General features: G+C 75.1%; 19 protein-coding genes. 13 read left to right on the forward strand and 6 right to left on the reverse strand.

Features of this window, described 5'->3' with window-relative positions:
- Positions 1-148: 148 nt before the first annotated feature.
- Positions 149-397, forward strand: coding sequence for a hypothetical protein (locus HUT06_RS20675; protein WP_176197241.1), 249 nt, complete (start codon positions 149-151; stop codon positions 395-397).
- Between the two features lie 72 nt (positions 398-469).
- On the opposite strand, the gene HUT06_RS20680 is transcribed toward HUT06_RS20675, so the two are convergent.
- The gene (locus HUT06_RS20680) at positions 470-964 is read right to left on the reverse strand and encodes an NUDIX hydrolase (RefSeq protein WP_176197242.1); all 495 of its coding nucleotides are present in this window, start codon (positions 962-964) and stop codon (positions 470-472) included.
- A gap of 307 nt (positions 965-1,271) precedes the next feature.
- Here HUT06_RS20680 and HUT06_RS20685 point away from each other — a divergent pair, with 307 nt between their 5' ends.
- Genes HUT06_RS20685 through HUT06_RS20700 form a run of 4 tightly spaced genes read left to right on the forward strand, consistent with a single transcriptional unit; the run spans position 1,272 to position 5,749 of the window.
- The gene (locus HUT06_RS20685; protein WP_176197243.1) at positions 1,272-3,356 is read left to right on the forward strand and encodes a molybdopterin oxidoreductase family protein; all 2,085 of its coding nucleotides are present in this window, start codon (positions 1,272-1,274) and stop codon (positions 3,354-3,356) included.
- 57 nt (positions 3,357-3,413) lie between these two features.
- The gene (gene nirD / locus HUT06_RS20690; RefSeq protein WP_176197244.1) at positions 3,414-3,806 is read left to right on the forward strand and encodes a nitrite reductase small subunit NirD; all 393 of its coding nucleotides are present in this window, start codon (positions 3,414-3,416) and stop codon (positions 3,804-3,806) included.
- Positions 3,790-4,995, forward strand: a complete 1,206-nt coding sequence (locus HUT06_RS20695) for a uroporphyrinogen-III synthase (RefSeq protein WP_176197245.1) — start codon at positions 3,790-3,792, stop codon at positions 4,993-4,995. Before nirD ends, HUT06_RS20695 begins: the two co-directional genes overlap by 17 nt.
- On the forward strand, positions 4,988-5,749 hold the full coding sequence (locus HUT06_RS20700) for a sirohydrochlorin chelatase (RefSeq protein WP_254715295.1): 762 nt from the start codon (positions 4,988-4,990) through the stop codon (positions 5,747-5,749). The genes HUT06_RS20695 and HUT06_RS20700 overlap by 8 nt, the downstream gene beginning before the upstream one ends.
- Here the strand turns inward: HUT06_RS20700 and HUT06_RS20705 are convergent.
- On the reverse strand, positions 5,683-6,192 hold the full coding sequence (locus tag HUT06_RS20705; protein WP_176197246.1) for a MarR family winged helix-turn-helix transcriptional regulator: 510 nt from the start codon (positions 6,190-6,192) through the stop codon (positions 5,683-5,685). The two genes, HUT06_RS20700 and HUT06_RS20705, sit on opposite strands and share 67 nt — an antisense overlap.
- A 118-nt stretch (positions 6,193-6,310) precedes the next feature.
- Between HUT06_RS20705 and HUT06_RS20710 the strand changes: the two genes are divergently transcribed.
- The 3 genes from HUT06_RS20710 (at position 6,311) to HUT06_RS20720 (ending at position 9,459) form a co-directional block, all read left to right on the forward strand.
- Positions 6,311-7,294, forward strand: coding sequence for an ATP-binding cassette domain-containing protein (locus HUT06_RS20710; RefSeq protein ID WP_176197247.1), 984 nt, complete (start codon positions 6,311-6,313; stop codon positions 7,292-7,294).
- A 2-nt stretch (positions 7,295-7,296) separates the two neighbouring features.
- A complete protein-coding gene (locus tag HUT06_RS20715) occupies positions 7,297-8,184 on the forward strand; it encodes an ABC transporter permease (protein WP_176197248.1) in 888 nt (295 codons plus the stop codon).
- A 93-nt stretch (positions 8,185-8,277) separates the two neighbouring features.
- Complete coding sequence (locus tag HUT06_RS20720; protein ID WP_254715296.1) at positions 8,278-9,459, forward strand: esterase-like activity of phytase family protein; 1,182 nt, start codon at positions 8,278-8,280, stop codon at positions 9,457-9,459.
- Positions 9,460-9,527: 68 nt separating this feature from the next.
- Here HUT06_RS20720 and HUT06_RS20725 read toward each other — a convergent pair whose 3' ends face one another.
- The 3 genes from HUT06_RS20725 to HUT06_RS20735 all read right to left on the reverse strand — a co-directional run bounded on the left by HUT06_RS20725 (position 9,528) and on the right by HUT06_RS20735 (position 13,400).
- A complete protein-coding gene (locus tag HUT06_RS20725; protein ID WP_176197249.1) occupies positions 9,528-10,901 on the reverse strand; it encodes an RNA polymerase sigma factor in 1,374 nt (457 codons plus the stop codon).
- 264 nt (positions 10,902-11,165) lie between these two features.
- Positions 11,166-12,170: a cation diffusion facilitator family transporter gene (locus tag HUT06_RS20730; RefSeq protein ID WP_176197250.1), complete on the reverse strand. Its 1,005-nt coding sequence runs from the start codon at positions 12,168-12,170 to the stop codon at positions 11,166-11,168.
- Between the two features lie 54 nt (positions 12,171-12,224).
- A complete protein-coding gene (locus HUT06_RS20735) occupies positions 12,225-13,400 on the reverse strand; it encodes an AMP-binding protein (protein ID WP_176197251.1) in 1,176 nt (391 codons plus the stop codon).
- 111 nt (positions 13,401-13,511) lie between these two features.
- On the opposite strand from HUT06_RS20735, the gene HUT06_RS20740 reads away from it, so the two are divergent.
- The 3 genes from HUT06_RS20740 to menD all read left to right on the forward strand — a co-directional run bounded on the left by HUT06_RS20740 (position 13,512) and on the right by menD (position 17,101).
- A complete protein-coding gene (locus tag HUT06_RS20740) occupies positions 13,512-14,411 on the forward strand; it encodes a 1,4-dihydroxy-2-naphthoyl-CoA synthase (RefSeq protein WP_176197252.1) in 900 nt (299 codons plus the stop codon).
- Positions 14,412-14,486: 75 nt separating this feature from the next.
- Positions 14,487-15,437 carry an o-succinylbenzoate synthase gene (locus HUT06_RS20745; RefSeq protein WP_176197253.1) on the forward strand — a complete coding sequence of 317 codons (951 nt, stop codon included), beginning with the start codon at positions 14,487-14,489 and terminating at the stop codon, positions 15,435-15,437.
- Positions 15,434-17,101 carry a 2-succinyl-5-enolpyruvyl-6-hydroxy-3-cyclohexene-1-carboxylic-acid synthase gene (gene menD / locus HUT06_RS20750; protein ID WP_176197254.1) on the forward strand — a complete coding sequence of 556 codons (1,668 nt, stop codon included), beginning with the start codon at positions 15,434-15,436 and terminating at the stop codon, positions 17,099-17,101. The genes HUT06_RS20745 and menD overlap by 4 nt, the downstream gene beginning before the upstream one ends.
- Positions 17,102-17,233: 132 nt before the next feature.
- Here the strand turns inward: menD and HUT06_RS20755 are convergent, their stop codons facing one another.
- Positions 17,234-18,004, reverse strand: a complete 771-nt coding sequence (locus HUT06_RS20755; protein ID WP_176197255.1) for a tyrosine-protein phosphatase — start codon at positions 18,002-18,004, stop codon at positions 17,234-17,236.
- A gap of 214 nt (positions 18,005-18,218) precedes the next feature.
- On the opposite strand from HUT06_RS20755, the gene HUT06_RS20760 reads away from it, so the two are divergent.
- Together HUT06_RS20760 and HUT06_RS20765 are read left to right on the forward strand one after the other, a co-directional pair.
- The gene (locus HUT06_RS20760) at positions 18,219-19,280 is read left to right on the forward strand and encodes an acyl-CoA desaturase (RefSeq protein ID WP_176197256.1); all 1,062 of its coding nucleotides are present in this window, start codon (positions 18,219-18,221) and stop codon (positions 19,278-19,280) included.
- Between the two features lie 10 nt (positions 19,281-19,290).
- A complete protein-coding gene (locus tag HUT06_RS20765) occupies positions 19,291-20,106 on the forward strand; it encodes an Fpg/Nei family DNA glycosylase (RefSeq protein WP_176197257.1) in 816 nt (271 codons plus the stop codon).
- The last annotated feature ends 16 nt before the right edge of the window (positions 20,107-20,122 follow it).

Raw genomic sequence — 20,122 nt, forward strand, 5'->3', positions numbered from 1 at the left:
CGCGTATGACCCGTCATACGCCGGTGATAACTCCGCCGCACAGCGCGTCCCCGCCGGCGGTGAGGGGCCGGCCGTGGGGCGGGGTAGACCCGGGCGGTGCCGGGTAGGCAGTGATCGCGGTGCGGCGGGGGAAACGGAGACGAGAGCGATGGCGACCTGCGAGGTCTGCGGCAACGACTACGCGATGGCCTTCGAGGTGCACGCGCAGGGCGAGGTGCACACGTTCGACTCGTTCGAGTGCGCGGTCACGAGGATGGCGCCGATCTGCGAGCACTGCCAGTGCCGCATCATGGGGCACGGCGTGGAGGTGGGCGGGCACTTCTACTGCTGCGCGCACTGCGCCCGCGCCGTCGACCCGGACGGCGCCCGGCAGATCAAGGACGCGGTCCCGGTGTGACCGTCCGGCGGCCGCGCGGGGGTGCGCGGCTGGCCGGTGCGGGCGGGCCGGGAGCGGCCGCGAGCGGCCCGGTCAGGCGCGGGCCGCGCCGAACGGCTGCTCGCGGCCGTCCTCCAGGTAGACGGCGCGGCCGTCGGCCATGGCCCGCAGGCTGGGGTCCATCCGGCGGGAGACGTGCGGCGGCGCCAGCTCGGGGACCTTCTCCGGCGCGACCAGGACGTGGTCGGACAGCTCCTCGGGCGGCAGCCGGATGGCGGCGATCTCCGCGCCGGTGATGGTGCCGCCGAAGACGAACACGTTGACGGCGTCGACGCCGTCGTCGCGGGGCGAGCCCCAGTCGACGCACGCCAGGCCGTCCAGGCGGGGGACGAGGCCGAGTTCCTCCTCGCACTCGCGCACGCACGCCGACAGCGGGGACTCGTCGGCCTCGATGACCCCGCCGGGGAGATACCAGCCCTCGCTGTAGGTGGGCTTGACCAGCAGGACCCGCCCGAGGTCGTCCAGGAGCAGGGCCGCCGCGGCGCCGCGGGCGCGCGGCAGGGAGGCGTAGTAAGCAAGGTCGGGCATGTACCGAGGTTAGGCGTGATCACCGCGGGGCGATCGGGGCGGGGCGGCGGCGGGGGCCGCATTCGTCCGCGAGATCACCGGGGCGCCACGAATCCGTTCGATAAAGCGGCAAAATACGACGAATAGGGCATGACAAGGATCGACAACGCTTGACACGCGCGCGTCAAGGACCTGCGGAGCCGGTCCGCGCCCCCAGCGCCGCGCCGCTGACCTCGGCGGACGCGGCGCGGCGGGCGTGAAGGGCATTTAACACCGGGGTCACACCGGGGACTCGGCCGCGAAACGGCGCCCGCCGAGCCTCGGCGGCATGAACGCGACTCCGACGCACTGCCCGTACTGCGCCCTGCAGTGCGGCATGACCCTGAGCGGGACCGGGCGCGGCGGCGTCCAGGTGGCGCCGCGGGACGACGTGCCCGCCAACCGCGGCGGGCTGTGCCAGAAGGGCTGGACGGCCGCGGAGCTGCTCACCGTCCCCGACCGGCTGACCACGCCGCTGATGCGGACCGGCAGGGACGCGCCGCTGCGGCCCTGCGGCTGGGACGAGGCGCTCGACCGCGTCGCCGCCGAGGCCGCCCGGCTCCGCGCGCTGCACGGCCCGGACGCCGTCGCGGTGTTCGGCGGCGGCGGGCTGACGAACGAGAAGGCCTACCAGCTCGGCAAGTTCGCCCGCGTCGCGCTCGGCACGTCCCAGATCGACTACAACGGCCGGTTCTGCATGTCGTCGGCCGCGGCGGCGTCCGGCCGCGCGTTCGGCCTGGACCGCGGGCTGCCGGGCCCGGTCACGGACCTGGCGGCGTCCGGCGCCGTCCTGCTCGCGGGCGCCAACCCCGCCGAGACGATGCCGCCGTTCATGCGGCACCTGGCCGAGATGCGCGACGGCGGCGGGGCCCTCATCGTCGTGGACCCCCGCCGCACCGCCACCGCCCGGCGGGCGGACCTGCACCTGCAGCCGGTGCCCGGCACCGACGCCGCCCTCACCTGCGGGCTGCTGCACCTCGCGCTCGCCGAGGGGCTCGCCGACGACGCCTACATCGCCGCCCGCACGAGCGGGTTCGAGGCCGTCCGCACCGCCGCCAACGCCTGGTGGCCGGACCGCGCCGAGCGGATCACCGGCGTCCCCGTCCCGGCGATGCGCGAGGCCGTCCGGCTGCTGGCCCGCGCCCCGCGCGCCCACGTGCTGACCGGAAGGGGGGCCGAGCAGCACGCCCGCGGCACCGACATCGTCACCGCCTTCATCAACCTGGCGCTCGCGCTCGGCCTGCCCGGCCGCGCGGGCTCCGGGTACGGGTGCATCACCGGGCAGGGCAACGGGCAGGGCGGGCGCGAGCACGGGCAGAAGGCCGACCAGCTCCCCGGCTACCGCAGGATCGACGACCCGGCGGCCCGCGCGCACGTCGCCCGGGTGTGGGGGGTCGATCCGGCCGCCCTGCCGGGCCCGGGCCGGTCGGCGTACGAGCTGCTGTCGGCGCTCGGCACCGCCGGCGGCCCGAGGGCACTGCTGCTGTTCGGGTCCAACCCGGTGGTGTCGGCGCCGCGCGCCGCGCACGTGCAGGACCGGCTCGCCGCCCTCGACCTGCTCGTCGTCGCCGACTTCGTCCCCTCGGAGACGGCGCGCCGCGCCGACGTGGTGCTGCCCGCCGCGCAGTGGGCGGAGGAGTCGGGCACGATGACGAACCTGGAGGGCCGGGTGCTGCGCCGCCGCCGCGCCGTCCGACCGCCGGCGGGCGCCCGCACCGACCTGGAGATCATCGCGGCGCTCGCGGAGCGGCTGAAGGCGCCGGGGGAGTGGAGCGCCGACCCGGAGGAGGTGTTCGGCGAGCTGCGCCGCGCGAGCGCGGGCGGCGCGGCCGACTACGCCGGCATCGGCTACGCGCGGATCGAGGCCGAGGGCGGGGTGTTCTGGCCCTGCCCGTCCGAGGACCACCCCGGCACGCCCCGCCCCTTCCTGGACCGCTTCCCCACGCCGGACGGCCGCGCCCGGTTCGTCCCCGTCGAGCACCACGGCCCCGCCGAGGACGTGGACGCCGAGCACCCCGTGTACCTGACGACCGGGCGGGTCCTCGCGCAGTACCAGTCGGGCGCGCAGACCAGGCGCGTCCCGGCCCTGGCCGAGGCGGCGCCGGGCCCGTTCGCCGAACTCCACCCCGACCTGGCCGAGCGCCTGGGCGTCGAGGACGGCGCCGAGGTGCGCCTGGAGAGCCGCCGCGGCACCGTGACCGTCCGGGCGCGGCTCACCGACGCGATCCGCGACGACACCGTCTTCGTCCCGTTCCACTGGGCGGGGGAGGAGCGGGTGAACCTGCTGACCAACCCCGCCCTGGACCCGGTGTCGCGGATGCCGGAGTTCAAGGTCTGCGCCGTCCGCGTCACGGCGGGCGTGAGCGCCTTTTAACACGGCGGTGACAAAGGGGACCCCGCCGCGAAACCGCCCGAACGGAGGATTCGGACCATGACCACGACACCCGAAGCGACGATCACCAGGGACCCGGCGGGCCGCGGGACGGCCCGCTGGTCCGACATCTGCTCCTACGCCGACCTGATCCCCGAGCGCGGGGTCTGCGCGATGGTGGACGGCGTCCAGGTGGCGGTCTTCCGGGTCTACGACGGCGCCCTGTACGCGCTGTCGAACCTCGACCCGTTCAGCGGCGCCTACGTGCTGTCGCGCGGGATCCTCGGCACCCGCGACGGGACGCCGACGGTCGCGTCCCCCATGTACAAGCAGGTGTTCGACCTGCGGACCGGGGCGTGCCTGGACGATCCGCGGGTGGCGCTGCCGGCGTTCCCGGTGCGCCGCGCCGGGGACCGGGTGGAGGTGGCGCTCACCGATGAGCACCGGCAGTGAGGCCGCGGCCACCGGCCGGCTGGCCGGGTTCGCCGTCGGGGTGACGGCGGCCCGCCGGCACGAGGAGCTCGCGACGCTGCTGGAGCGGCGCGGGGCCCGGGTCGTGGCGGCGCCCGCCATCCGGCTCGTCCCGCTCGCCGACGACGCCGAACTGCTGGAGGCGACCCGCGCGGTCACCGCCGGGCCGCTCGACCACCTCGTCGTCACGACCGGGATCGGGTTCCGGGCGTGGCTGGAGGCGGCGGACGGGCACGGGCTGCGGGACGCGCTCGTCGCCCGCCTCGCCGGGGCCGGGATCGTGGCCCGCGGCCCGAAGGCGCGCGGCGCGATCCGGTCGGAGGGGCTGCGGGAGGCGTGGTCGCCGCAGTCGGAGGGCTGCGCCGAGGTGACCGCGCACCTGCTGACGCGGGACCTGGCCGGCGCGCGGGTCGCCGTGCAGCTGTACGGGGAGCGGCAGCCGGAGCTGACCGGGGCGCTGCGCGCCGCGGGCGCCGAGGTGATCGAGGTCCCGGTGTACCGGTGGTCGCGCGCCGACGACCCGACGCCGCTGCGCCGGCTCGCCGGGCAGGCGGTCGCGGGCACCGTCGACGCGATCACCTTCACCAGCGCGCCCGCGGTCGCCGCGACCCTCGCCGTCGCCGCCGAGGACGGCCTGGAGGACGCCCTGCTGGAGGCCATGCGCGGCCCCGTCGTGGCGGCCTGCGTCGGGCCGGTCACCGCGCGGGCGCTCACCGACCGCGGCGTGCCGACCGTCCAGCCGGAGCGGGCCCGGCTCGGCGCGCTCGTCCGGGCGCTGGTCACGGACCTGCCGCGGCGCCGGTCGCGGCGGCTGTCGGTGCGCGGCGCGTCGCTGGAGCTGCGCGGGCACGCCGTCGTGCTGGACGGGCAGCTGCGGCCGATCGCGCCGGCGCCGATGGCGATCCTGCGGGCGCTGGCGCGGCGCCCCGGCCACGTGGTGTCGCGGGCGGAGCTGTGCGGCGCGCTGCCGAGCCGCCCGGCCGGCAACGGCGCGGCCCGGGGCCGGGACGCGCGCCCGCAGGCCGACGAGCACGCGGTCGAGATGGCGGTGGCGCGGCTGCGCCGCGGCCTCGGCCGGCCGGGGATCGTGGAGACGGTCGTCAAGCGCGGCTACCGGCTGGCGTGCGATCCGCGGCCCGCCGGCCGGCTCGCGGCGGGCGCCGGTGGCTGAGCCGGCGCTGCTGGCCGTCGCGCACGGCACCCGGGACCCGGCCGGGCCCGCCGCGGTCCGGGCGCTGCTGGCCCGGGTGCGGGCGATGCGGCCGGGCCTGCGGGTCGCGGAGGCCTACGGCGAGCTGGCGGAGCCGTCGCTGGAGGACGCCGCCGCCGCGCTCGGCGGCGGCCCGGTGGTCCTGGTGCCGCTGCTGCTGGCGCGCGGCTACCACGCGCTGGCCGACTTCCCCGGCCGCGCGGCGCGGCTGCTGCCCGGCGCGGTGGCGTCCCGGCCGCTCGGCCCGGACCCGCTGCTGGCGCACGCGCTCGCCGACCGCCTGGCCGGCCGCCTGACCGGTTGCCTGAGCGGCCGGTCCCCGATCGGGATCCCGCCGCGCCCGGACGCCGTCGTCCTCGGCGCGGCGGGGTCCGCCGACCCGGCCGGCACCGCCGACGCCAGGGAGGCCGCCCGGCTGCTGGCGCGGCGGCTGGGCCGGCCCGTCCGGCACGGGTTCGTCGCCGCCGGCGGGCCCGTGCTGGACGAGGTCGTGGCGGACCTGCGCCGCGGCGGCGCGCGCCGGGTGGCGGTGGCGTCCTACCTGCTGGCCCCGGGCCGGTTCCACGACCGGATCGCGGCCTGCGGCGCCGATGCCGCGGCGCCGCCGATCGGCGCGCACCCCGCCGCGGCGCGGCTGGTGCTGCGCCGCTACGACGAGGCCCGGTCGGGGGCGGCCGCGCCGGTGCGGGCGCAGGTGTCCCGACCAGTGTCCTGACCGGCGAACCGGTCGTCGTGGTGGGCGAGGACCCGCAGCAGCATGTCCTTGAACAGCGCCCGCTCCTGCGGTGACAGCGGCGCGAACAGGGCCTCGTTGAGGCGGACGCGGGCGTCCAGGCCCGCGCCGAGGAACAGCCGCCCGGCCTCGGTGACCTCCAGCGCGTACCGGCGCCGGTCCTCGGGGTCGCGGCGGCGCTCCAGGTGCCCGGCCTCCTCCAGGGCGTCCACGATGCCGACCAGGTCGCCGGCGTCCATCCGCAGCCGTTCGGCGACGGCCCGCTGCGACAGCGGGCCCGAGCGCGCCACGCACCACAGCACGAGCAGGTGCGGGAGCCGCGGCTGGCCGGGGAGCATGCGGGCGGCGGTGCGCCGGACGAGCCGCACCATCTCGAACATCAGGTAGCTGGGCGACTCGAACATCGGGTCGGACTGGTCCGTCACGTCCGGCTCCTCGGAATTGTTTGGAACGACCTATCTCTCTTGACGTGAGATATAGGGTACTCCTACCGTTGGAGGGCCCAAAAGGTGGGTGTGCGTGCTCCATGCGGAGGGAGGCCCCATGCCGGACGGGGGACCCGCCGTCGAGGTCGACGGCCTGATCAAGAGGTTCGGCGAGGTCGAGGCCGTGCGGGGGATCGACTTCGCCGTGCGGCCGGGGGAGATCTTCGGCTTCCTCGGCCCGAACGGCGCCGGCAAGTCCACCACGATCAACATGCTCTGCACCCTGCTGCGGCCGACCGCCGGCCACGCGCGCGTGGCCGGGCACGACGTCGCCGCCGAACGCGACAGCGTGCGCCGCAACATCGGGCTGGTGTTCCAGGACCCCACCCTCGACGGCTACCTGTCGGGGGAGCAGAACCTGCGCTTCCACGCCGAGCTGTACGGGGTGCCGCGCTCGGTGACCGCCGACCGCATCCGGCAGGTGCTGGAGATGGTCAACCTGTGGGACCGGCGCGGCGACCTGGTGCAGACCTACTCCGGAGGCATGAAGCGCCGCCTGGAGATCGCGCGCGGCCTGCTGCACTCGCCGCGGGTGCTGTTCCTGGACGAGCCGACCGTCGGCCTGGACCCGCAGACCCGCGCGTCGATCTGGGAGTACATCCGGCAGCTGCAGGCGGCCGAGGAGATCACGATCTTCATGACGACGCACTACATGGACGAGGCCGAGTTCTGCGAGCGCATCGCGATCATGGACTCGGGGCGGATCGTCGCGCTCGACACCCCGGAGGCCCTCAAGGCGGGCGTCGGCGAGGACCGGGTCCGCATCCAGACCGCCGACGACGCGGCCGCGATCGCCGCGATCAAGGAGCGGTTCGGCCTGCCCGCGGTCGTGTCGGAGGGCGCGGTGACCTTCTCGGTGGCCGCCGGGGAGTCGTTCGTGCCGCGGCTGTTCGCCGAGCTGGGCGTCCCGATCCGCTCGGTCAACGTGGCGCGGCCGTCGCTGGACGATGTGTTCATGAGCTTCACCGGCTCCACCATCCGGGACGCCGAGGCCACGGGCAGCGACCGGATGCGGATGGCGATGCGCGCGGGGAGGAGATGACGATGGGGAGAACCGCGGAGCCGGCGGCGGCCGCCGCCGTCGTCCGGGTGCGGGTGCCCGAGCGGGGCCTGCGGCAGGACCTGCGCGCCGTGAAGATCGTCCTGCACCGGGAGCTGATCCGGTTCTGGCGGGACAAGCTGCGGATGGTGTCCGGGCTCGTCCAGCCGGTGCTGTGGCTGCTGGTCATGGGCACCGGCCTGTCCAACCTGGTGACCAGCGGCGGCGGCCCGGCCGGCGCCGTCGACCTGAAGACCTTCATCTATCCCGGCGTGTGCGCGATGTCGGTGATGTTCACCGCGATGTTCTCCGCCGGCTCGATCGTGTGGGACCGGGAGTTCGGGTTCCTGCGCGAGATGCTGGTGGCGCCCGTCAGCCGCAGCGCCATCGTGATCGGCAAGTGCGTCGGCGGCGCGGTCGTGGCGACGCTGCAGGGCGTGGTGATCGTGCTGCTCGCGCCGCTGGCCGGCGTCCCCTACGACCCGGCGCTGATGGCGCAGCTGGTCGGCCTGATGTTCATCGGGGCGTTCGCGCTCACCGGGTTCGGCGTGATGATGGCGGCGCGGATCACCCAGATGCAGGCGTTCTTCGGCCTCATGCAGATGGCGATGATGCCGATGATGTTCCTGTCGGGCGCGCTGTACCCGCTGAACGGCCTGCCGACGTGGCTGAGCGTCCTGACCCGCTTCAACCCGCTCACCTACGCGGTCGACCCGATGCGGCACGTGGTGTTCGCGCACCTGGACGTCTCGGACCGGCTGCTGCGCACCTTCGACCCCGGCGTCACCTGGGGCGGCTGGACGGTCCCGGTCTGGCTGGAGATCGTCATCGTCCTCGGGATGGGCCTCGGCCTGATGGCGGTGGCCATCGTGGAGTTCCGCCGCGCCGACTGAGAAGTCACCTCCGCGCCAGGCCGCGCTGCAGCATACTTGCCCTGCGCACGAAGCGCGTTCGTCCGAGTGCGGAGGGTGACGGGGATTGTGGACGTGAACAGGGTGATGTGGCGGGGGGCGGCGGCGACGGCCGCCGTCCTGGCGGCGGTGGCGGGCGCGGCGCTCGCGGACGGGCGGCCCCGCGCGCAGGCCGCGGGCGGCGCGGCGCCCCGGGCCGACGCGGCGGGGGTGCGGATCACGCGCTTCCTGGGGGAGCGGCGGCTCCCGCACATGATGAAGGTCGGCGGCACCACCTTCGGCGGGGTCTCGGGGATCGACCGCGATCCCCGCACCGGCACCTGGTACCTGATCTCCGACGACCGGTGGCGCTACGACCCGGCCCGCTTCTACACCGGCCGGCTCGACATCGACCCCGCCACCGGGAGGTTCACCGGGGTGCGGGTCACGGGCGCGGTCACGCTGCGGGGCCCCGGCGGGGAGCCCTACCCCGGTTTCGGCAAGCCCGGGTCGACCGACCCCGAGACGATCCGCTTCGACCCCCGCAGCCGGCGGCTCCTGTGGGGCAGCGAGGGCGACCGGCCCGACGCGGCCGGCCAGGGCATCCCGCTGTCGCAGATGTCGCTGAGCTGGGCGGGGACCGACGGGCGGCACGCGGGCGACCTACGCGTCCCGCCGACGCTGCGGCTCACCGAGGAGGACCGGGGCCCGCGCCGCAACTCCGGGTTCGAGGCGCTGACGTTCACCCCGCGCGGCATCGCCGCGATGGTCGAGGGCCCCCGCTACGAGGACGGCGAGCCGCCGACCGTGCGGCACGGCGCCCTGACCCGGCTCACCCTGTGGGACCGGGCCGGGCGGGTCCGCGCCCAGTACGCCTACCCGGTCGACCGGCTCCCGGCCGCGCCGCGGCCGGCCACCGGCGCCGCCGACAGCGGCGTGTCGGAGATCCTCGCCGTGGGCGGCCACCGGTTCCTGGCGCTGGAGCGGTCCTGGCTCGAGGGCGTCGGCTACAAGGTCCGGCTGTACGAGTTCGACGTGCGGGGCGCCACCGACGTGCTGCGCCGCGACTCCCTCGCCGAGGGCGCGCCGTTCCGCCCGGTGCGCAAGCGGTTCGTCGCCGACCTCGGCGCGTTCGCGTCCCCGGCGCAGAACCTGGAGGCGCTGGCGTGGGGGCCGCGGCTGAGGTCGGGGGAGTGCACCCTGATCGCCGCCTCCGACGACAACTTCGACCGGCAGGAGATCACCGAGTTCCTGGCGTTCGCCGTCCGGGGCTGCTGACCCCGGACAGGCGAGGGCCCGCCGGACGGTGCGGTCCGGCGGGCCCTGCGCGCCCGTGCGGGGACGGGTCAGACGGCGAAGTCCAGCAGCGGGCGGGCGTTGCTGGGGTGCCGCAGCTTCGACAGCGACTCCTTCTCCAGCTGGCGGATCCGCTCGCGGGTCAGCCCGAGGGCCTTGCCGATCTCGTCCAGGGTGCGCGGCGTCCCGTCGTACAGCCCGAACCGCATCGCCATGATCTTGGCTTCGCGCGGGGACAGGATGTCCAGGGTGCGGCGCAGCTGGTCGGCCATGAGCTGCCGGTCGACCAGTTCCGACGCCTCGGGGCTGTCGGTGTCCTCGATGAGGTCGCCGATGCGGGTCTCGCCGTCCTCGCCGATCGTGGAGTCCAGGCTGATCGGCTGGCGGCTGGTGCGCAGCAGCTCGCGGACCTGCTCGGGGCTCTTGTCCAGCTCGGCGGCGAGCTCCTCCGGGGTGGGCTCGCGGCCGAGCCGCTGGTGCATGTCGCGCTCGACGCGGCTCAGCTTGCTGAGCATCTCCAGCACGTGCACGGGCAGCCGGATGGTGCGGGCCGAGTCGGCGAAGCCGCGCTGGATGGCCTGCCGGATCCACCACATCGCGTAGGTGGAGAACTTGTAGCCCTTGGAGTAGTCGAACTTCTCCACGGCGCGGATCAGGCCGAGGTTGCCCTCCTGGACGACGTCCAGCAGCGACAGGCCGCGGTCGGAGTACTTCTTGGCGACCGACACCACGAGCCGGAGGTTGGCCTCCAGCATGTGGGCCTTGGCGCGGCGGCCGTCGGCGGCGACCCACTCCAGGTCGGCGCGCACGCCGGGGGAGAGGTTCTCGGTCTCCAGCTTGTGCTCGGCGTAGAGCCCGGCCTCGATGCGCTTGGCGAGGTCGACCTCCTGCTCGGCGGTGAGCAGCTGGCGGCGCCCGATGGCCTTGAGGTAGGTGTGGACGGAGTCGCCCATGGTGGTGGACTGGTCGTCCAGGTCGGCCCCGGTGTCGGCCTCGGCCTCGGCGGTGGTGACCTCGAACCCCCCGTCGGCGGGGGCGTCCTTGGCGTCCGCGGGGCCCGCGGGGCCCGCTGCGTCCGGGGTGTCCGCGCCGGCCTTGGCGCCCTTGCGCGCGGGCTTGGCGGCCTTGCGGGGGGTGCGCTTGTTCGCGGGCCCGGCGGCCGCCTGGGCGGTCTCCCCGCCGTCGTGGTCGGCGGCCGCGGCGAGCTTGCGCACGGTGTCGGCCTCGCCGGCCAGGCTGATGCCGGCCTCGGACAGCTCGCGCAGGATGGAACGGCCCTGGGCCGGGCTGATCCCGGCGGCCTCGAAGGCCCCCCGCACCTCGTCGAGCGAGAGGCGCCCTTGGGCGCGGCCCCGCTTGAGGAGGTCGTTGAGCGCGGGGCCCGCCGACTCCGTGAGCGGGGTCTCGACGGCGCTTCGCGGCATGGGGACACCCCCCTCCCTTCGGTGTGAGTGCGGCGCGGATTGTGTGTTCGCTGGTGGCGCACGCACTTAACGGAACGTCGCACGGCCGGGTCATTGTTCCCAGGGCCGCGGGACGACGGCCCGTCCCCGGGGATCGCGGAGGAACGATCCAGAACGAACTGGTGCCCGGAATGGGTGGGTTCACACGATTTCGCGCTGCCTGACCTGAACCGATATCACCTTACTGCGTAAAGGCGCCGGGCCGCGGCGACGTGACGAAGGCCACTACCCGTCCGACTCCTTCGGACGCAGGCTCCGACCGTAGCGCGCGATGACCCGTTCCCGCAGGTCAGGATCGTCGCGGGGGACCGGTTCGAGGAAGACCTCGTTGATCTCCTCGTGCGCCTCGCGCAGCTCGCGCGCCATCCGTACGCAGGCGCGCTCGATGTCGCCCGAGCCGGCGGACTCGGCGAAGTCCAACCGGGCGCAGACGAGGACCTGGTCCGCGCCGAACGTGACGGTGATGATGTCGACGACCCAGTCGACCTCGGGCGCCGCGGCGAGCCGCTCGCGCACGTCGGCGACGATCCGCGGGTCGGCCTGGGTACCGGTGAGCAGGTTGACGTTGATCCGGCCGAGGACGAGCGCGACGGCGGTGAGCAGCACGCCGATGAGCAGCGACCCGGCCGCGTCCCAGGCCGCCGAGCCGGTCAGCTGGTGCATGCCGAGGCCGCCGAAGGCGATGAGGACGCCGATGAGGGCGGCCGAGTCCTCCAGCAGCACGCTGACCGAGGTGGGCTCGTCGGTCCGGCGGATGTAGGCGATCAGGGGCAGCCGCTCCGCGCGCGCCGCGTCCCGGACCTGCCGGGCGGCCTGCTGCCAGGAGACCGCCTCCAGCACGAACGCCACCCCGAGGACGGCGTAGGCGATGGCGGGGGAGGACTCCTCGGCGCCCTCGCCGGAGTGGCCGGTGAGCCGCTGGACGCCCTGGTAGAAGGAGAACAGCGCGCCCATCCCGAAGATCGCCACGGCGACCAGCAGCGTCCAGATGTAGCGCTCCTTGCCGTACCCGAGCGGGTGCCGGCGGTCGGCGGGGCGGCCGCTGCGGCGCAGCCCGACCAGCAGCAGCACCTCGTTGAAGGTGTCGGCGACCGAGTGCGCGGTCTCGGCGGCCATCGACGCCGAGCCGGTGGCCAGCGCCGCGAAGCCCTTGGCGACGGCGATGCCGAGGTTGGCGCCGAACGCGAGCAGCACGGTGAGGGTGCTCTCGTCCCCCTTGCCCTCGGCCATGGTCCTCCTCTCCCCGCTTGATCGCCGGGTCATGCGCGGGAGGGCGGGCGCGGATCAGCGGGCGGGGTGTCCGGCCGGGGCGCGCAGGCGGGCGCGGTCGGGCTTGCCGGACGCCAGCAGCGGGATCGCGTCCACCAGCTCCAGCTCGCGGGGGGCGGCGAAGGCCGGCATCGTCTCCCGGACGAGGGCCCGCAGGTCCGCCAGCTCCGGCACGGCCGGCGCGGCGGGGACGACCACGGCCGTGACGCGCTCGCCCCACTCGGGGTCGGGCCGGCCGACCACGACGACGTCGCGGACCGCCGGGTGCCGCGACAGCGCGGCGGCGACCTCGCCGGCGACGACCTTCTCCCCGCCGGTGTTGATCAGGTCGTCGATGCGGCCCCGGACGCGGAGCCGGCCGCCCTCCAGGGCGCCGAGGTCCTGGGTGACGAACCAGTCGCCGTCCCGCGCCGCGGCGGTCAGGTCGGGCCGCAGCCGGTAGCCGGAGAACAGCGACGGCCCCGCCAGCCGGATCCGGCCGCCGTCGCCGAGCGCGACGCGCACGCCGTCCAGCGGGGCGCCGTCGTAGACGCAGCCGCCGCAGGTCTCGCTCATCCCGTAGGTGGTGAAGACCCGGGCGCCGCGCTCGCGGGCCTCGTCGAGCAGGCCGGGCGCGGCGGCGGCGCCGCCGAGCACGACCGCGCCGAGCCGGGACAGGTCGGCGCCGGTGTCCAGCACGCGGCGCAGCTGGGTGGGGACGAGCGAGACGTGGAAGCCGTCGGCCTTGGCGACGGCGGCGGCGTCGAAGCGCGGCGCGATGACCGGGCCGGTGCCGGCGACCAGGGACCGGACGAGCACCTGCACGCCGGAGATGTGGCTGGTCGGCACGCAGCACAGCCACCGGTCGCCGGGCGCGGCGCCGATGCGGGCGAGGGTGCCGGCGGCGGAGTGCCGCAGCGCGTCCGCCGTCAGCTCGACGAACTTCGGGGCCCCGGTGGAGCCGGACGTGGCGATCAGCACGGCGGTGCCGGGGCCGACGGGCGCGCGGCCGGCGCCGGGGGAGTGCGGGACCAGGCCGTCCGGCGTGTCGACCGCGTCGGGCGCCAGCGCGTCCAGCAGGCTGCTGAGCGCCGGTTCGGGCAGGCCGGTGGGGAGCGGGCAGAGCGCGGGGCCGCCGTCGAGCGCGTCGGCGAGGGCCCGCAGCAGCCGGGGGCCGGGCGGCAGGACGGCGGCGTGCAGCGGGCGATCCATGATCTCATCAGCGTAGACGACCCCGCTGAACGCGTTCAAACGCCGAGCGGGTTGAATGGGTCACCGGCCGCCCGCCCCCCGGCGGCGCGGGCGCTTCACAGAGGGGAACACATGGTCTCGGAGCTGTTCGACGCGGACGCGTGGAAAGAGGTCGAGGGGTTCGGCTTCACCGACATCACCTACCACCGCGCCGTCGGCCACGGCACGGTGCGGGTGGCGTTCGACCGGCCGGACGTGCGCAACGCGTTCCGCCCCCACACGGTGGACGAGCTGTACCGGGCGCTGGACCACGCGCGGATGTCCAGCGACATCGGCTGCGTGCTGCTGACCGGGAACGGGCCCTCGCCCAAGGACGGCGGCTGGGCCTTCTGCTCCGGGGGCGACCAGCGCATCCGCGGCAAGGACGGCTACAAGTACGCCGAGGGCGAGACGTCCGACACGATCGACCCGGCGCGGGCGGGGCGGCTGCACATCCTGGAGGTGCAGCGGCTGATCCGGATGATGGGCAAGGTCGTCATCTGCGTGGTGCCGGGCTGGGCGGCGGGCGGCGGGCACAGCCTGCACGTGGTGTGCGACCTCACCCTCGCCAGCCGCGAGCACGCCCGCTTCAAGCAGACCGACGCGGACGTGGCGAGCTTCGACGGCGGGTTCGGGTCGGCGTACCTGGCGCGGCAGGTCGGCCAGAAGTTCGCCCGCGAGATCTTCTTCCTCGGCGACACCTACGACGCCGAGGCCGCGCACCGGATGGGCATGGTCAACGCCGTCGTCCCGCACGCCGAGCTGGAGGCGACGGCGCTGGAGTGGGCGCGCAAGGTCAACGGCAAGAGCCCGACCGCGCAGCGGATGCTGAAGTTCGCGTTCAACCTGGTCGACGACGGGCTGGTCGGGCAGCAGGTGTTCGCGGGCGAGGCGACGCGGCTGGCCTACGGCACCGGCGAGGCCGCCGAGGGGCGGGACTCGTTCCTGGAGAAGCGCGACCCCGATTGGTCGCGTTTCCCGTGGTACTACTAAGGGTCCGAACGCACGGTGTGCTCCGGAATACCGTGATTCGGCGGGCAGATCATCGGCAGGTCAGGGGGTCGGCGGGTGCGGGTGTACTCCATCCCGATGCGGACGCGGTTCCGCGGTGTGACGCGGCGGGAGGGCGTCCTGATCGAGGGCCCCGCCGGCTGGGGGGAGTTCTCGCCGTTCGCCGAGTACGGCCCGGCCGAGTGCGCCCGCTGGCTGGCCGCCGCCCGGGAGGCCGCGTTCGAGGGCTGGCCGGCGCCCGTCCGCGACCGGATCCCGGTGAACGCGACGATCCCGGCGGTCGGGCCTGAGCGCGCGTTCGCGATGACCAAGGAGTCCGGCTGCCGGACGGCGAAGGTGAAGGTCGCCGAGCGCGGCCAGAGCGACGCCGACGACATGGCGCGGGTCGAGGCCGTCCGGGACGCCATCGGGCCGGACGGCCGCGTCCGGATCGATGTGAACGGCGGCTGGGACGTCGACCGCGCGGCCCGGATGATCCGGGCGCTGGACCGGTGGGAGCTGGAGTACGCCGAGCAGCCGTGCGCGACGCTGGAGGAGCTGGCGCGGGTGCGGCTGCGGGTGGACGTGCCGATCGCGGCGGACGAGTCGATCCGCCGCGCCGAGGACCCGCTGAAGGTCCGCGCGGCGGGTGCCGCGGACGTGGCGGTGCTGAAGGTGCAGCCGCTCGGCGGGGTCGCGGCGGCGCTGCGGGTCGCGGAGGCGTGCGGGCTGCCGGTGGTGGTGTCGAGCGCGGTGGAGACGTCGGTGGGCCTGGCGGCGGGGGCGGCGCTGGCCGCGGCGCTGCCGGAGCTGCGGTACGCGTGCGGCCTCGGGACGCTGTCGCTGCTGGAGGGCGATGTCGTCGCCGACCCGCTGCGGCCGGTGGCGGGGGAGATCGAGGTGCGGCGGCCGGTGGTGGACGGTGAGGCGCTGGCCCGGTGGGCGGGCCCGGAGGCCGCGTGGCGCGACCGGGCGCTGGCCGCGCAGGAGCATATGGGCGGCCCGGCGGTGATCGGGGCGGCGCCGTGAACCCGGCGACCGCGCTGGCGGCGGTGCTGGTCGACGAGCTGCTGCGCTGCGGGATGACCGACGCGGTGCTGGCGCCGGGGTCGCGGTCGGCGCCGCTGGCGCTGGCGCTGCAGGCGGCCGAGGAGGCCGACCGGGTCCGGCTGCACGTGCGGATCGACGAGCGGTCGGCGTCGTTCCTCGGGCTGGGCCTGGCGAAGCGGTCGGGACGTCCGGTGGCGCTGGTGTGCACGTCGGGGACGGCGGCGGCGAACTTCCATCCGGCGGTGATCGAGGCGCACGAGTCCGGCGTCCCGCTGATCGTGATCACCGCGGACCGTCCGCCGGAGCTGCGCGACACGGGCGCGAACCAGACGGTCGACCAGGTGAAGCTGTACGGGACGGCGGCGCGGTGGAGCACCGAGGTCGGGGTGCCGGAGAACCGCCCGGGGATGGTGGCGTACTGGCGGTCGCTGGTGAGCCGCGCGTGGGGGGTGGCGCAGGCGCCGTCGCCGGGGCCGGTGCACCTGAACGCGGCGTTCCGGGAGCCGCTGATCCCCGACGGGGACGAGTCGTGGTGCGAGCCCCTCGACGGCGACGCGACGGGCGCGTGGACGAAGGTGCGCGCGGCGACGCCGGGCTCGGTGCTGCACGTCCCGCCGACGCGGCGCGGGGTCCTGGTGGTGGGCGACGGCGCGGTGAACGTCAAGCGGTACGTGGCGGCGGCGTCGATGGCCGGCTGGCCGGTCCTCGCGGAGCCGAACGGCAACGCCCGGTACGGCGACCACGCGCTGTCGTCGCACCATTTCCTGCTGGGCGTGCCGGAGTTCGTGGAGCGGCACCGCCCGGAGGTGGTGGTGACGCTGGGCAAGCCGGGGCTGTCGCGGCCGCTGCTGGCGCTGCTGCGGCGGGCGGAGGAGCACATCGTGCTGGCGCCGGACCTGTCGCACTGGCCGGACCCGGTCCGGTCGGCGACGCAGGTGGCGCCGGAGGTGGAGATCCCGGTGGTGTCGGGCGACGACGCCTGGCTGAAGTCGTGGCGGACCGCGGACCTGGCGGCCGCGGCGGCGGTGGACGCGGTGCTGGACGCGGTGCCTGAGGTGACCGAGCCGCGGCTGGCCCGCGACCTGGTGGCGGGGCTGCCGGGCGGGTCGCTGCTGTTCACGGCGGCGAGCATGCCGATCCGGGACCTGGACCAGGTGATGCGGCCGCGCCGCGGGATCCGGATCATGGCGAGCCGGGGGGCGAGCGGCATCGACGGGCTGGTGTCGACGGCGATCGGGGCGGCGCTGGCGCACAGCGGCCGGTCCTACGCGCTGCTGGGCGATCTGGCGTTCCTGCACGACCAGAACGGGCTGGTCATCGGCCCGTACGACCGGCGCCCCGACCTGGCGGTCGTGGTGGTGAACAACCAGGGCGGCGGGATCTTCTCGCTGCTGCCGCAGGCGGCGTTGCGCGGCCCGTTCGAGCGGGTCTTCGGTACCCCGCACCAGGTGGACGTGAGCGCGGTGGCGGCGGCGCACGGTGTCCCGTACCGGCGGCTGGAGGCGGCGGCCGACCTGCCGAAGGCGCTGACGGGGGAGGGGCTGCGGATCGTGGAGGCCCGCACCGACAGGGACGCGAACGCCGCGCTGCACGCGGAGATGCGCAAGGCGGCGCAGGAGGCCGTGCGCGCGGCGCTGGCCTGACCTGGAAAGACCCGGCCGACCCGGCCATGCCTGTCGGGCCGTCCGGTATTGAACTTACAACGTAAAGGCGCCCGGCAGGTTGCATGCAACCCCCAACTCAAAAGACAACCTTCTCCGAAGGGGAAGCCGGGCTCAGGGGGAGAGGAGGCGGTCGCGGAGGGCGTCGGTGTCCTCGGGCGTCCAGCCGTGCCCGCCGAGCCAGCCGAGTGTTCCGCCGTACTCCTCGTCGACGCGGGTGAGGAGTTTCTCCATGATGGCGGCGTGGGGGCGGTGGGTGTCGGCGGGGCGGGAGTCGAGGTCGGCGGCGTAGGTGTCGCTGCCGCGCAGCCGGCGCAGGACGGCCTCCAGGCGTTCGCCGGTCTGGGCGTAGTCGGCGACGATGGCCTCGCGGGTGACGCCGACCGTGTCGAGGGCGAGGGCGCAGACGACGCCGGTGCGGTCCTTGCCGGCGGCGCAGTGCACCAGCGCTGAGCCGTCGGTGCGGGTCATGACGCGCAGGGCGGCGACGATGGAGTCGCCGCGGTCGGTGAGGTAGCCGAGGTAGTGGCCGGTCGAGCGGTCCTGCCAGGGAAGCGCCTTGTCCACGTCCACGTCGGCGGCGACGTCGGTGTGGCGGCCGCCTTCGGGGAACAGCGACAGCTGGTGGACGGTCACCGTCGGAATCCGGGTGAGGGGGCCGGGTCCTTCGAGCCGCACCTCGGCGTCGCCGCGCAGGTCGATGACGTTCTTGAGGGCGTAGTCGTCGAGGAGGAGGCGGACGTCGGCGACCGAGAGGTCCTGGAGGTTGTCGGAGCGGAGCACGCGTCCCCGCCGGGTGGTGCGGCCGTCCGCCGTGGGGAGGCCGCCGAGGTCTCGGGCGTTGACCGCACCGTCGAGTTCGATCCACCGTGTGCCATCGTCCATGACTTGTGACCCTATATGGGTGGGGTGTCCCCGCTTTTGCGCAGGGTCGGGTTGCGGTGGATGCGGGAGGTGATCGCCCCGGGGAGCGAGGCGCGGCGGGGGCGACCGGGACCTGCGAGCCAGGGGAGGGATGGCTCTCCAGCGGGGCGACGGCCCGGTGTCACGCTCCGTAGCTTGCGTGGAGTCGGTTTCCGCTGCTCGTCCTGGAGGTTCCATGCCCGCGACCCTGCACGCTCCCCCCGCCCCGGCCGCCGCCCCCGCGACGGCGGACAGGCGGGCCGGCAGCGACTTCGCCCCGCTGGCGCGGCGGGTGCGTGAGAGCGGGCTGCTGGAGCGCCGCCGCGGCTACTACGCGCGGGCGATCGGGCTGAACCTGGCGGCGACGGCGGCGCTGTGGGCGGCGGTGGCGTGGGCGGGGGACTCGTGGTGGACGGTCCTGCTCGGTGTTCCGCTCGCGGTGGTGGCGGCGCGGACGGCGTTCCTGGGGCATGACTCGGGGCACCGGCAGATCGCGCGGTCGGCGCGGGGGAACCGGTGGCTGGGGCTGCTGCTGGGGAACCTGCTGCTGGGGATGGGGCACGGGTGGTGGAACGACAAGCACAACCGGCATCACGCGAATCCCAACCATGTGGGCAAGGACCCGGACGTCGGTGAGGGGGTGCTGGCGTGGACGCAGGAGCAGGCCGAGGGGCAGCGCGGTGTGCTGCGGTGGGTGGCGCGGCACCAGGCGGCGCTGTTCTTCCCGCTGCTGACGCTGGAGGGTGTGAACCTGAAGGTGGGGAGCCTGATGTTCCTGCGGGGCCGGTCGCGGCGGGACCGGCTGGTGGAGGGCGGTCTGCTGCTGGCGCACGCGGTGGGGTACCTGTCGCTGGCGTTCGCGCTGCTGCCGCCGGCGCAGGCGGTGGTGCTGATGGCGGTGCAGCACGCGCTGTTCGGCGTGCATCTGGGGGCGGTGTTCGCGCCGAACCACAAGGGGATGGCGATGCCGGGGCCGGGTGAGCGGTGGGGGCATCTGCGGCGTCAGGTGCTGACGTCGCGGAACGTGCGGGGCGGCGCGGTGACCGACTGGCTGATGGGCGGGCTGAACTACCAGATCGAGCACCACCTGTTCCCGGGGATCCCGCGGTGCAGCCTGCGGCGGGTGCGGCCGCTGGTGATGGAGCACTGCGCGGCGGTGGGCCTGCCGTACACCGAGACGGGTCTGGTGGCGTCGTACCGGGAGGCTCTCGGTCACATGCGGGAGATCGGTGAGCCGTTGCGGGAGGGGCGGGGATAGGCTCCGGGCCATGCCCGAGGGACACACGATTCATCGCCTGGCCGCCGAGCATCAGCGGATGTTCGGCGGCCGTGCCGTTTCCGCGTCGAGTCCGCAGGGGCGGTTCGCCGAGGGGGCGGGCCGGTTGGACGGGCGGGTGCTGGCGGGGGCGGACGCGCATGGCAAGCATCTGCTGCTGGGGTTCGACGATGAGTTGACGTTGCACGTCCATCTGGGGATCTACGGGAAGTTCGGGTTCGGGGAGTTGCCGGCGCCGGCGCCGGTGGGGCTGGTGCGGTTGCGGTTGGAGGGCGGGGCGCATTTCGCGGATCTGCGGGGTCCGAACCGGTGCGAGGTGCTGGAGCCGGGTGAGGTGAAGTTGCTGCGGGACCGGTTGGGGCCGGATCCGCTGCGGGCGGACGCCGATCCGGAGGTGGCGTGGCGGCGGGTCGGTCGGGCGCGGACGCCGATCGGGGTGCTGCTGATGGATCAGTCGGTGGTGGCGGGGCCGGGGAACATCTACCGGGCGGAGGTGCTGTTCCGGCAGGGGGTCGATCCGCGGTTGCCGGGGCGGCGGTTGTCGGCGTCGCAGTGGGCGGGGATCTGGGCGGATCTGGTGGTGCTGATGGCGGAGGGGGTGCGGGTGGGGCGGATCGATACGGTGCGTCCGGAGCACACGCCGGAGGCGATGGGGCGTCCGCCGCGGGTGGACGATCATGGTGGTGAGGTGTACGTGTACCGGCGTGCGGGGTTGCCGTGCCTGGTGTGCGGGACGGCGGTGGCTGCGGCGGTGCTGGCGGGGCGGAACCTGTTCTGGTGTCCGGGGTGCCAGCCGTCCGCCGTGTGAGGCGCGGTGCGGCCCG

Source organism: Actinomadura sp. NAK00032 (assembly GCF_013364275.1).
Lineage (GTDB): Bacteria > Actinomycetota > Actinomycetes > Streptosporangiales > Streptosporangiaceae > Spirillospora.